The organism is Myxococcus sp. CA033, assembly GCF_013336625.1.
GTDB classification, from domain to species: Bacteria; Myxococcota; Myxococcia; order Myxococcales; family Myxococcaceae; genus Myxococcus; species Myxococcus llanfairpwllgwyngyllgogerychwyrndrobwllllantysiliogogogochensis.
Window position 1 is genome coordinate 1 of sequence record NZ_JABUMU010000025.1, and the last position, 11,972, is coordinate 11,972.

The following is an 11,972-nucleotide window of genomic DNA, read 5'->3' on the forward strand; positions in this document are numbered from 1 at the left end:
GCGGTGTGCGCAGCCAGTACGCGCTGACTTTCAGCGACTTCGCGTACAGCGTCTCCACCTCCACCGCCGCCGGGGGCCCGCTCGCGCTCCCGTACGCCACCAGGTGCCCGAAGGCCGCCAGCGACTCCAGGCTGCTTGCCCATGTGCTGGCACCCACGGAGTCCAGCACCACCTCCACTCCAGCTCTACCGGAGCTGGGGGCGGCTGGGATTGCGGTACGCGGCTATATCCACTGGCGTTGGGGCTTGGCGGCGCTTCCGTACGCAACGCCTGGTGCCTGGGAGGGCGCCAGTGGCTGGCTCGATGATGCCTGCCGCACGCGTGCGCAGGCTCGACTCTCACTGGCGCGGTCTCAAATCCGGCGCGTGGCTTCAAACCGCTTGCCCACATGTTGGCTCCGCACGGGCCGGTACGAACTCTCCTGTTCCACCTGCGCCGGACTGCGTCGCTGGGTTCTACCCACGGATCCCAGGTGGCCTCGCGGGATGGTGGTCTGCTCCAGCGACGCCGCAGGCGCTCCGGTTGTCGCTGAACACCGTGAACGACAGGGGGCGATGTAGGGCTTCACCTCGCGGCTTGGGGCATGGGTCGTCCGGCATGTGACGCGCCGCCTCCTTCCCGCTCCTGCTTCCATGGGGCTCAGAAGCGTTCAAGCTCCCGAATTCCTTGAGGTTTCAGGGGTGTATGCGTGTTTGACTCGCTATGAAGGCTGCGACTAGAGTCCAGTCCTCCGCCCGGTCTGCGCTCCGCCTGCCGCGGTGCTCCCCGGCCCCGGACCGCTCCACGAGATGAAGAAGCCGACCCTTTTTGGGAAGTACCTGCTCCTCGAGCGCATCAACGTCGGCGGAATGGCCGAGGTGTTCATCGCGAAGGCCTTCGGCGTCGAGGGCTTCGAGCGCATCCTCGCCATCAAGAAGATCCTCCCCACGATGGCGGAGGACGAGGAATTCATCACGATGTTCATCGATGAGGCGCGGATCAGCGTTCAGCTGAACCACGCCAACGTCGTGCACATCCACGAGCTCGGGAAGCACGACGACACGTACTTCATCGCCATGGAGTACGTCGCGGGCCGCGACGTGCGGACCATGCTGGAGCGATACCGGCGGCGTAAGGAGATCATGCCCACCGCGCAGGCGGTGTTCATCGCCTCCAAGCTCTGTGACGGCCTGGACTACGCTCACCGGAAGAAGGACGCACGCGGGCAGGACCTGCACATCATCCACCGTGACGTGTCGCCTCAGAACGTCCTCATCTCCTATGAGGGCGAGGTCAAGGTCATCGACTTCGGCATCGCCAAGGCGGCCAACCGCTCGCAGAAGACGCAGGCCGGCATCCTCAAGGGCAAGTTCGGCTACATGAGCCCGGAGCAGGTCCGGGGCATGCCCATCGACCGGCGCAGCGACATCTTCGCCGTCGGCGTGCTGCTGTACGAGATGCTCACCGGTGAGAAGCTCTTCGTCGGTGAGTCGGACTTCTCCACGCTGGAGAAGGTGCGCAACGCGGACGTTCCGCTTCCTCGCGAGTTCAATCCGAACATCCCGCCGGGACTCGAGAAGGTCGTCCTCAAGGCGCTCGCGCGTGAGACCGAGGACCGCTACCAGTGGGGTTCGGATCTCGCCGAGGACCTGATGCGCTTCCTCCTCGCTGGGGATGCCATCTACTCGTCGAAGCACCTCTCCTCCTACATGAAGGAGGCCTTCGCGGAGGACATGCTCCGCGAGGCGGAGAAGATGGAGCGCTACGCGGGAATCGAGCGCCCGGATCAGATCGAAACCTCGGGCGTCACCGTTCCCCCCTCGCCGCCGCGCCAGAGCACGAGGCGCCCGCCGCCCGCGGTGGTGGTGACGGGTTCTCCCGCGGGTCGCGCGCCCACGGCACCGGCTCATCCCGCCCCGAATTACATTCCGCCCCCCACGGCCGAAGAGCTGGAGGAGATGGACGGCGGTGGCGCCGACAAGACGCAGATCGTCGACTCGACCCAGACCTTCATGTCCCCGGAGACGCGCGTCGCCGAGAGCAGCGTGCTGGTGGACGACAGCATCACGGGGCGTTCGGAGATTCCGACCCTCCAGGGCAGTAGCACCGCCTCGGCCTACCCGTCGCGGGAGCCGGAGCCCTCGGTGCGCAAGGGCAAGAGCGGACCCAAGTCCCAGGTCGTCATCGCCAGCGAGGACGGTGAGGCCTACGCGGGTGCGACGATGATCGGCCCGGCGCCGACCGCGCCCCCCACGCGCTCGAAGGCCTCGGCGGAGCCGCCCGAAGAGACCACCGGCAACATCACCGTCTCGGCGAACGGGCGGAGCAATCGCGTTCCGCAGCGAGGCTCGTCACCCCAGCACCAGGATGCCGGGGGCTACGACGCACCCCAGGATGATGGGGGCTACGACACACACGACGGCTACGGCTCCGAGGACGGCGGGGGTTATCCCGACGACACCCAGGAGCGCGAGGAAGTCACCGGGACGCAGACGCCCGCGCCCGCGCCGAAGAAGGGCGCCAAGGCCACGGCCAAGCCCGTTCCTGTCGCGAAGCCCAAGACCAAGACCAAGTCCAGGCCCGCCGCGAAGGGTTCGCCCCTGCAGTCGCTGGCGAACCTTCCCAAGCCGGTGCTCTTTGGCTCCGCGGCCGGCATCGCCGTGGTGGTGCTGCTCCTGTTGGTCGTGTTGTTCGGCGGCCCTTCAGGGGAGCAGGTCACCTTCACCGTGCCGCAGGCCGGCGCCGTCGTCGAAGTGAATGGGCAGAGGGTCGAGCCCAACATGATGCTGGCCCTTCCGGCCGGCGACTACGAGGTCGTGGCCAGTGCTCCCGGGCACAAGCCCGAGAAGAAGTTCGTGACGGTGGTCGAAGGCCCACCCCTGGCCGTGTCCTTCAACCTGGTCCCGGAGGTCGTGGCGCAGGCTCCGCCGGAGGAACCACCCGCGAGGCCCTCGGAGCCCGTGGCCAACCCGGGAGGCCAGGAGCGGCCTTCGGGCACCATCGTGGACCCGGGGCAGACGGGGACTCCAACGCCCCCCCAGAACCCGGATCCTCCGACCGCCGTCGTCAACGCTCAGCCTCCCGACACCGCTCCCGCCCCAGGCACGGAGACGCCCACTCCGCCTCCCACGCAGAAGCCTCCTCCCGCGAACCCTGTCGTGGAGAACAAGCCCGTGGAGCCTCCGCCGCCTGCGCCCAAGAAGCTCGCTGCTGTCTTCGAGGGTGAGAGCGGCGCGGAAATCGCCGTGAATGGAAAGAAGGTCGGACGCACCCCGGCCGCGCGGCTCGCCAACCTGGAAGTGGGGAAGACCTACCAGTTCACCGCGAAGCTGGCGGGCTACAAGACCTACTCCGGAGAGTTCCTGGCCGAGGGTGATGGCGGTGAGCTGACCATTTCCTTCGACCTCACCAAGGAGGAGAAGCGCGTCGAGACGGTGAAGCCTCCTCCCGCGCCTCCGACCCCGCCGAAGCCGAAGGCCACGGGAATGCTGGCTTGCAGCACGAAGCCCGCAGGCGCCGAAATCCTCGTCGACGGCAAGAAGACCGGCCGTCAGACGCCGGTGACGCTCGGAAGCCCCCTCGTGCTCCCAGTGGGCAAGAGGAAGATCTCCTTCAAGCTCAATGGCAAGACGACCAAGCCCGTCGTTGTCTCGATCTCCGAGAACAAGATCGAAAAGCTGGTCAACTTCGCCATTGAGTAGGGAGCGGGCATCGGGCGTCGTCGACGATTTGTTGAATGAAGTGGTGCTGGGCGCGGTATGACGCCCGGCCCGCGACGCTACATGCTGAGGTGATGCGCCATGCAATCGACGCCCATCCGGGGCAAGGCCGAGGCCGGTCCCGCGCAACAGCCGTTTTCTTATCCGCTCCGCCGTGAGTTCGTGGAACCCGACTGGCGGCGCATCCCCGGCTACAAGGACGTCACCCAAGCGGAGTGGGAAAGCTCCGTCTGGCAGCGCAAGCACACCGTCAAGAACCTGAAGGAGCTCAGGGCCACCCTGGGTGCGCTCCTTCCGGACGACCTGGCGGAGAGCCTCGAGCGGGATCAGCGCGAGCGCGCGACGATGTCCATCCTCGTCCCGCCGCAGATGCTCAACACGATGGACTACCAGGACCTGTGGAAGGATCCGGTGCGGCGCTACATGCTGCCCGCCTTCGCGGACCGCCTCACGGACTGGCCCAATCACCCGAAGGCCAGCCGTGACAGCCTTCACGAGCAGGACATGTGGGTCGTCGAAGGTCTGACGCACCGCTATCCGACGAAGGTGCTCGCGGAGATGCTGCCAACGTGTCCCCAGTACTGTGGGCACTGTACGCGCATGGACCTGGTGGGCAACGACGTCCCACAGGTCAGCAAGCACAAGTTCTCCATCGGACCGAAGGACCGCTACGAGCAGATGCTCGAGTACCTGCGCCGCACGCCCACCGTGCGCGACGTGGTGGTCTCCGGCGGCGACATCGCGAACCTGCCCATCCAGCAGCTGGAGCCGTTCGTCAGCTCGCTGATGGACATTCCGAACATCCGGGACATCCGGCTGGCCAGCAAGGGGCTGATGGCCATTCCCCAGCACTTCCTCCAGGACTCGGTCCTCCAGGGATTGGACCGGCTGGCGAAGAAGGCCGTGGAGCGGGGCGTGGACCTGGCGATGCACACGCACGTCAACAACGCCGCGCAGCTCACGCCGCTGGTGGGCAAGGCCGTGCGCAAGCTGCTGGACATGGGCTTCCGTGATGTCCGCAACCAGGGCGTGCTGCTGCGAGGCGTCAACGACAGCGCGCAATCGCTGCTCGAGCTGTGCTTCACGCTGCTCGACCACGCGAAGATCCTGCCGTACTACTTCTACATGTGCGACATGATCCCCAACAGCGAGCACTGGCGGCTCTCCGTGGATCAGGCGCAGCGGCTCCAGCACGACATCATGGGCTACATGCCCGGCTTCGCGACGCCGCGCATCGTCTGTGACGTGCCCTTCGTGGGCAAACGCTGGGTCCATCAAATCGCCGAGTATGACCGCACGCGCGGCATCTCCTTCTGGACCAAGAACTACCGGACGGGCATCGAGGCGAATGACCCCGAGGCGCTCGACCGGAAGTACGAATACTTCGACCCCATCGACTCCCTGCCCGAAGAGGGCCAGGCGTGGTGGCGGGAGCAGACCCGGGCGGCGTGATGGACACCTCCGCGGTTGCGATGAATGGGGCGGCGGACTCCCTCACCGAGCGCTCCTCGCTCAGTGACGCGGGGCGCCGTCGCCTGTTTCCCCAGGCCACGGATGAGGAGTGGGGCGACTGGCGCTGGCATCAGCGCCACGCGGTGCGCGGGCTGGAGCAGCTCGAGCGCTTCATCCCATTGACCGCCGACGAACGCGCGGGCGTCCAGGAGACGTCCTCGCTGTTCCGCATTGGCATCAGCCCGTACTACCTGTCGCTCATCGACCCGGAGCATCCGTTCTGCCCGGTCCGCATGCAGTCCATTCCCGTGCGGGCCGAGGCTCGCGTACGCCCCGGCGAGCTGGAGGATCCGCTCGGCGAGGACAAGACGCGGCCAGAGGAGTGCATCGTCCACAAGTATCCCGACCGGGTGCTGTTCCTGGCGCTGGATACGTGCTCGGTCTACTGCCGGCACTGCACGCGACGGCGCATCACCCAGGGCGGCGTGGCGGAGCTGTCCAAGGACCAGATGCGCCGTGGCATCGACTACGTCCGGCGCCATCCCGAGGTGCGTGACGTCCTCATCTCCGGCGGGGATCCGTTCCTGCTCAGCGAGCAGCGCCTGGAAGAGTTGCTCGCGCCGTTGAGCGAGATTCCTCACGTGGAGATGATTCGCATTGGCACGCGTGTGCCCGTGGTTCTGCCCATGCGCGTCACCGATGCGCTGGCGAGCACGCTGCGACGCCATGCGCCCGTCTTCGTCGTCACGCACTTCAATCACCCGAAGGAAGTGACGCCCGAGGCGCGCGAGGCGTGCGAGCGACTGGTGGACCACGGCGTGCCCGTGGAGAACCAGGCCGTGCTGATGCGGCAGCTCAACTCGGACGCTCGCATCATCAAGGAGCTGTCCCACCTGCTGCTGCGCAGCCGCGTGCGGCCGTACTACCTGCACCAGATGGACGTGGCCGAAGGCTGTGAGCACCTGCGCACGCCCATCGCCAAGGGCCTGGAGATCATCCAGCAGCTTCGTGGCCACACCACCGGACTCGCCGTGCCGCACCTCGCGGTGGATTTGCCCGGCGGCGGCGGCAAGGTGACGCTCCAGCCGGATTACGTCGTCGAGCGGGGCGAGCGAGAGACCGTGTTCCGCAACTACAAGGGCGAGCGTTACGCCTACCCGGAGCCGGAAGAGACCGACTGCTCGTGCCCGTATGACGAGACCTGGCGTGCTCGTGCCCAGGAGTACGGCTACCTGCGGAAGGGCTGAGCGTCAGCGGCTCCCGGCAAGCGTGATTCCGGGAGCGGACGACTTCGTCAGTCGTCGTTCGAGCTCCTTCTCTTCTTCGCCGCCTTCTTCTTCACCTTGGGCGACTGTGAGCTGGCGCGGCGCGCGGCCTTCTTCGAAGGCTTGTCGTCCCCACCGCCCATGATCTCCACGGGCACCTGATCCTCATTCGCGGCAGCGGCCTGGGCTGCCACCGCGCCCTCCGCGTTCGCGCCCTCGCCACCCTCGGCCCCCGCGCCACCTTCGGCTCCCTCTTCGTCCTCGACGGGAATGCCAATCTCGACGACGGGATTGTCGCCCTCGGTGGACTCCAGCTCGACGGGGTTGTCGTTGCTGAAGCCTTGCTGAATGGTGACTTCCTTCTCCTCGGCGGGCTTCGCCGCGGCCTGCTTCGCCGACTTGGCTTGCTCTTCCAGCCGCTGCCCCTCGGCCTTCGCCCGCTCGTTGCCCTCGGGGCCCATCTTCGCGGTGAAGCGGTCGTACTCCTTCGCGGTGACGCCGTGCTTCTCCAACACCGACGAAGTGGCCGCGGACTGCTTCTGGATGGCTTGTCCGCGTTCCTCGTTGCTCATCTCCGAGGACTTGCGATTGCCGAACTCGTCGTCGACCTTCTTCATCGCCGCCGCTTCGTCTCGGCGGATGTGAGCCACCTTCTCGGGGGTCAGCTCGCCCCCTTCGTCCGCTCCGGCGATGCCCGGAAGGACCAACAGGGCTGCCATGAGCATGGAAATGGGACGGGACATGACGCGGCTCCTCGACGGTGGAAACCCGCGTATCTAAGCACGGTCCGCCGTCGGTGCGCATCGGTCGCGTTCCGTCCACTTCCCCCGGCGAGGACTGTCGCTGAATCCGGTGATTCCCCCCGCGAGCCCGTCGTCGGCCCGGTCAGCCGTTCTGGCAACTCGCGCAGCTGTCCCTCGCGCTGGAGCACTGCTCGCGGCCCTGTGCGCAGCGCGGAGGGAGATCATCCCGGTCCGGGTTCCGGTCCACCAGGGAGCACTGCTCCTCGGCCACGCCGCAGGTCTGGTTGGCCACCTCACAGCGGTCCTGGCACGACAGGTCATCCTGGGCCGCGCGTGCCCTCAGTTCTTCGAGCCTCGCGGATGCACCATCGATGGCAGCGTCGTCATCACCGGCGACGCGTGTGTCCACGTTCTTCGAGCAACCCACGAGGAGGCAGGTGACCACGAGCAGCGGGAGGCCGACGAAGGGGACTCGCATGGGCCTCCCATATTCGCGCGGACAGCACTTCGTCCAGCAAGGGCATCCGCGAGTGTCGGACGTTCGTCGGGACACAGTGGACTCACTGTTGTGGGTGACGCGCGACACTTGCTGGACGCGGCTGCGCCCGTCACCCGGCGTCAGGCGCCAACTGTTGTTGGGGCGGGGGGCGCGGGCGGCGGGGCGGCTCTTCCGGACGCGACAGGTACAGGTATGCAGTCAGGGCCAGGAGGGCCGCGACAGCCAGCCTCCGCATCCAGTCCTCGCGCTGCCGAACTGGCGAGGCCTGGTCTTCCCTCGTCGCGGCTTCGAGGCCCGCGGCCACCTCGGCACTCACGGCTCGCACCCGACGGCAGACCTCTACCACCGGCACCAGTCCCACGGGCACCGGTGCATCCTCCCGCTCCAACGCCGCCGCGAGCATCCGCGCCCAGGCCGCTTCCTCCTCGCTCTCCGTCGGATCCCTCGCTGCCGTGCCCGTCCTCATCGCCAGCAACACCGCGGCTTGCAGCAAGCGCACCGAAAGGGCCTGCTCCGACACCCCGTAGAAGCTCGCGCAGTCCTCCAGGGAGGCCCCCGAGACGAGCCGGCGGCTCAGCAGGGCGGCGGGACGGGGCTCCAGCCCCCTGAGGGCCTGGACGAAGGAGGAGGGGGGCAGACGGGAAATGGGCGGCTCGGAAGGTGTCACGGCCGCGCCATCCTCTCCCATCCTCTGGCCGTTTTCTTGAGGCACGTGGCCACGCTCCTACACTCCCAGGCCATGTTGCGACCTGTTGCACTGCTCCTGCTCCTGCTCGCTCCCCTGCGTTCACTCGCGGTGGAGACCCTGCGCATCGCCATCGAGGACACGGGAGTGGAGGTGCGCATCAGCGGGCGCGGACTTGGCTTCGGCGTGGACAGCGAGGAAGCCACCTTCGTGCCCATCCCCTCCGATGTCGCCACCATTCGTCGGAAGGCAGGCCGGCTCGAGGTCAACGGAGCACCCGTCATCGGAGACTCCGTGCGCTTCCGCGCGGGTCTGAGCCCCTCCGACGATGCGGGGAGCGCTCCGGGTGAACAGCCGCTCAAGGCCGGCAGTGCCCAGGTGCGTGGTGATGTCGTCGTGCGGCCATTCCGCGAGGGGCTCCAGCTCATCAATGTCATCTCCCTCGAGGACTACCTCGCCGCGGTGCTTGGCAGCGAGATGCCGGTCTCCTTCCCACCCGAGGCCCTCAAGGCCCAGGCCATCGCCGCGCGCACCTATGCCCTCCAGAAGAAACTGGAGAGCTATAGCAACGCATTTCATCTTGGCAGCAGCGTGCTCCATCAGGTGTATGGCGGCGTCAACCGCGAGGACCCCCGCACCCGCGCCGCCGTCGACGCCACCCGAGGGCAGGTGCTCACCTACGAGCTCGCCCCTATCGAGGCCTACTTCCACGCCTCCTGTGGCGGTCGCACCGAGTCCGGACAGGACGCCCTCCACCGCGACTTGCCCTACCTCCAGCCCGTCGACTGTCCGTGCGGACGCCTGCCCGCGAGCCGCTGGTCCGCCTCCATGTCGGACACCGAAATCAAGGCCGCCCTCAAGCGCCCCGCCCAGGGCATGAAGGTGTCCGCGCGCACGCCCACCCGCCGTGTCACCCGCATCACCATGGGCGATGGCAGCACGGTGGACGGCGTGGAGCTCCGCCGCAGGCTCGGCTACACGCGCCTCAAGAGTCTCGACTTCGAGGTGGAGCGAACCGACCACGGCTATGTGTTCTCCGGTCGCGGCTATGGCCACGGGGCCGGGCTCTGCCAGTGGGGCGCCAAGGCGCTCGCCGACAAGGGCAGGGGGTACCTGGAAATCCTCACCCACTACTACCCCGGGGCCGAGCTCCAACAGCTCTACTGACGTCCCCTTCGTCGGCGCGCTTTCCGCGGCGGCGCGGGGGCTGCTACAAGCGCCAACCCCGTGTCGTCCCGCCTCTCAGACTACGACTTCGAACTCCCCGAGTCCCAGATCGCCCAGGCGCCGCTCGCCCAGCGCGACGCCTCGCGATTGATGCTCGTCCGCCGCTCCACCGGCGACGTGAGCCACCGCCAGTTCTCCGACGTGCTGGAGCTCCTGCGCCCCGGTGACCTGCTCGTCCTCAACGACGCCCGCGTCATCCCCGCGCGCCTGCTGGGCCAGAAGGCAGGCACCGGCGGACGCGTGGAGCTGCTCGTGGTGCGGCCCGCCGCCTCCACGCTGACGTCAGCCGCGCTCGATGGCGCTCCCGAGTCGCTCGACTGGCTCTGTCTGGGCCAGGCCTCCAAGGGCCTCAAGCCACCCCAGCGCCTCACGTTCGCCGGCGGCCTGGAGGCCGAGGTGCTGGAGGTGCTCGGAGGAGGGGAGTACCGCGTGCGCTTCCACGCGCCCCCGGGGGCCTCGCTGGCGTCGTTGCTCGACGCCGCCGGTCGCCTGCCGCTGCCGCCCTACATCACCCGCGAGCCCGATGCCGCGGACGCCGAGCGCTACCAGACGGTGTACGCGCGCGCCTCCGGCGCCGTGGCCGCGCCCACCGCCGGCCTGCACTTCACGCAGGACACCCTGGACGCGCTGGCGGCCAAGGGCGTGCGCCGCGCGCTGGTGACACTGGACGTGGGGCCGGGGACCTTCTTGCCGGTGCGCGAAGAGGAACTCGACAAGCACCACATGCACCCGGAGCGCTTCACCGTCCCCGAGGCCACCGCGCGCGAGGTGAACGCGGCGCGAGCGGAGGGCCGGCGTGTCGTCGCCGTGGGCACCACCGTGGTGCGCACGCTGGAGTCCGCGACGGACCCGACCACGGGCCTGCTGCGCGAAGGGCCGGGCGAGACGACGCTCTTCATCCGCCCGGGCTTCACCTTCCGCCAGGTGGACGCGCTCCTCACGAACTTCCATCTGCCGCGCTCCACGCTGGTGGTGCTCGTCAGCGCGCTTCTGGGGCGCGAGCGCACGCTGGCCGCATACGCGGAGGCGGTGCGTGAGGGTTATCGATTCTTCAGCTACGGCGACGCCATGCTGGTGTCGGAGTGAGTGCCATGAGTGAGCAGGACGCGGGAGTACGGGAGACGGCGCGCGAGAAGGGCGACACGCGGGTGGCACCGGGCCTGGTGCGCTTCGATTTGCTCCACGAGGACGCCTCTGGAACGAAGGCCCGCCGCGGGCGGCTGAACACCCCGCACGGCCCCATCGAGACGCCCATCTTCATGCCCGTGGGCACCGTGGGCAGCGTCAAGGGCGTGGGGCCGGATGACCTGCTCGCGCTCGACGCGCAAATCATCCTCGGCAACACCTACCACCTCATGCTGCGCCCCGGCGAAGCGCTGATGCGGGAGATGGGTGGCCTGCACCAGTTCGTCTCCTGGAACCGGCCCATGCTCACCGACAGCGGCGGCTTCCAGGTCTTCAGCCTGTCGGAGAAGCGCAAAATCACCGAGGAGGGCGCCGCCTTCCAATCCCACCTCGACGGCGCGCGTCACTTCCTCACCCCCGAGCGCTCCATCGAAATCCAGGAGACGCTCGGCGCCGACGTCATCATGGCCTTCGACGAGTGCCCTCCCTCCACCGAGGACCGCCCGTACCTGGAAAATTCCCTCGCACGCACCACGCGGTGGCTGCACCGCTGCGTGAAGGCGTGGAACCGGGAAGGCCGCTCGTCCCTCTTCGGCATCGTCCAGGGCGGCCTCCACGAGGACCTGCGCAAGCGCCACGCGGAGGAGGTGTGCGCCGTGGACCTGCCAGGGTACGCGCTGGGGGGGTACTCCGTGGGCGAGGCCCCCGAGGCGATGCATGCGGGCGTGGCCTACGCGGCGCCGCTCCTGCCTCGCGACAAGCCGCGTTACCTCATGGGTGTGGGCACCCCCGTGGACCTGGTCACCTGCGTGGAGCACGGGGTGGACATGTTCGATTGCGTGCTGCCGACCCGTTGTGCGCGCAACGGCCTGCTCTTCACCTCGGAGGGCAAGCTCACCATCCGCAATGCGGCATTCGCCAGGGACCCCAGGCCGGTCGACCCGGCGTGCTCCTGCTACACCTGCCGCAACTTCAGCAGGGCGTACCTGCGGCACCTCTTCGCCGCGGGCGAAATCCTCGCGATGCGCCTCAACACCCTGCACAACCTCCACTACTTCCTCGGGCTGATGGCGGATGTGCGCAAGGCCATCGCCGAGGACCGATATGCCGCTTTCGCGCGGGAGTTCCGGGAGAGGGCTCGGGCCCAGGAGGCCGAACGGACCCGTGGTCGCTGAGCGACCGGATGGAATCCCGAGTTCCCGCGTTCACTTGCTCACATGGGGACCCCTTGCTAAGAGGGCCCCCTTTCAGGATGGGTCCTTCGGGTAGTGTGGGGGG

The 11,972-nt window shown here is 68.0% G+C and carries 9 protein-coding genes; 6 read left to right on the forward strand and 3 right to left on the reverse strand.

What is annotated here, in order from left to right; genetic code table 11:
- Nucleotides 1–788: 788 nt before the first annotated feature.
- From HUA78_RS37180 to HUA78_RS37190, 3 genes are all read left to right on the forward strand, one after another.
- Nucleotides 789–3,680: a serine/threonine-protein kinase gene (locus tag HUA78_RS37180; protein WP_174463421.1), complete on the forward strand. Its 2,892-nt coding sequence runs from the start codon at nucleotides 789–791 to the stop codon at nucleotides 3,678–3,680.
- Nucleotides 3,681–3,779: 99 nt separating this feature from the next.
- Complete coding sequence (locus tag HUA78_RS37185) at nucleotides 3,780–5,150, forward strand: KamA family radical SAM protein (protein WP_141643228.1); 1,371 nt, start codon at nucleotides 3,780–3,782, stop codon at nucleotides 5,148–5,150.
- A 20-nt stretch (nucleotides 5,151–5,170) separates the two neighbouring features.
- Nucleotides 5,171–6,397, forward strand: a complete 1,227-nt coding sequence (locus HUA78_RS37190; RefSeq protein WP_254624114.1) for a KamA family radical SAM protein — start codon at nucleotides 5,171–5,173, stop codon at nucleotides 6,395–6,397.
- A gap of 47 nt (nucleotides 6,398–6,444) precedes the next feature.
- Here the strand turns inward: HUA78_RS37190 and HUA78_RS37195 are convergent, their stop codons facing one another.
- The 3 genes from HUA78_RS37195 to HUA78_RS37205 form a co-directional block, all read right to left on the reverse strand.
- Nucleotides 6,445–7,158 carry a hypothetical protein gene (locus tag HUA78_RS37195; RefSeq protein WP_174455874.1) on the reverse strand — a complete coding sequence of 238 codons (714 nt, stop codon included), beginning with the start codon at nucleotides 7,156–7,158 and terminating at the stop codon, nucleotides 6,445–6,447.
- A 142-nt stretch (nucleotides 7,159–7,300) separates the two neighbouring features.
- Nucleotides 7,301–7,636, reverse strand: coding sequence for a hypothetical protein (locus HUA78_RS37200; RefSeq protein ID WP_174465797.1), 336 nt, complete (start codon nucleotides 7,634–7,636; stop codon nucleotides 7,301–7,303).
- Between the two features lie 130 nt (nucleotides 7,637–7,766).
- Nucleotides 7,767–8,369 (reverse strand): hypothetical protein, encoded by a 603-nt coding sequence (locus HUA78_RS37205; protein WP_371745751.1) that lies wholly within the window; start codon nucleotides 8,367–8,369, stop codon nucleotides 7,767–7,769.
- Nucleotides 8,370–8,396: 27 nt separating this feature from the next.
- Here HUA78_RS37205 and HUA78_RS37210 point away from each other — a divergent pair, with 27 nt between their 5' ends.
- The 3 genes from HUA78_RS37210 to tgt are packed head-to-tail and all read left to right on the forward strand — an operon-like array spanning nucleotide 8,397 to nucleotide 11,869.
- Nucleotides 8,397–9,509: a SpoIID/LytB domain-containing protein gene (locus tag HUA78_RS37210; protein ID WP_174463423.1), complete on the forward strand. Its 1,113-nt coding sequence runs from the start codon at nucleotides 8,397–8,399 to the stop codon at nucleotides 9,507–9,509.
- Between the two features lie 60 nt (nucleotides 9,510–9,569).
- Nucleotides 9,570–10,655, forward strand: a complete 1,086-nt coding sequence (queA, locus tag HUA78_RS37215) for a tRNA preQ1(34) S-adenosylmethionine ribosyltransferase-isomerase QueA (protein WP_174463424.1) — start codon at nucleotides 9,570–9,572, stop codon at nucleotides 10,653–10,655.
- A gap of 5 nt (nucleotides 10,656–10,660) precedes the next feature.
- A complete protein-coding gene (gene tgt, locus HUA78_RS37220) occupies nucleotides 10,661–11,869 on the forward strand; it encodes a tRNA guanosine(34) transglycosylase Tgt (RefSeq protein ID WP_141643231.1) in 1,209 nt (402 codons plus the stop codon).
- Nucleotides 11,870–11,972 lie beyond the last annotated feature (103 nt).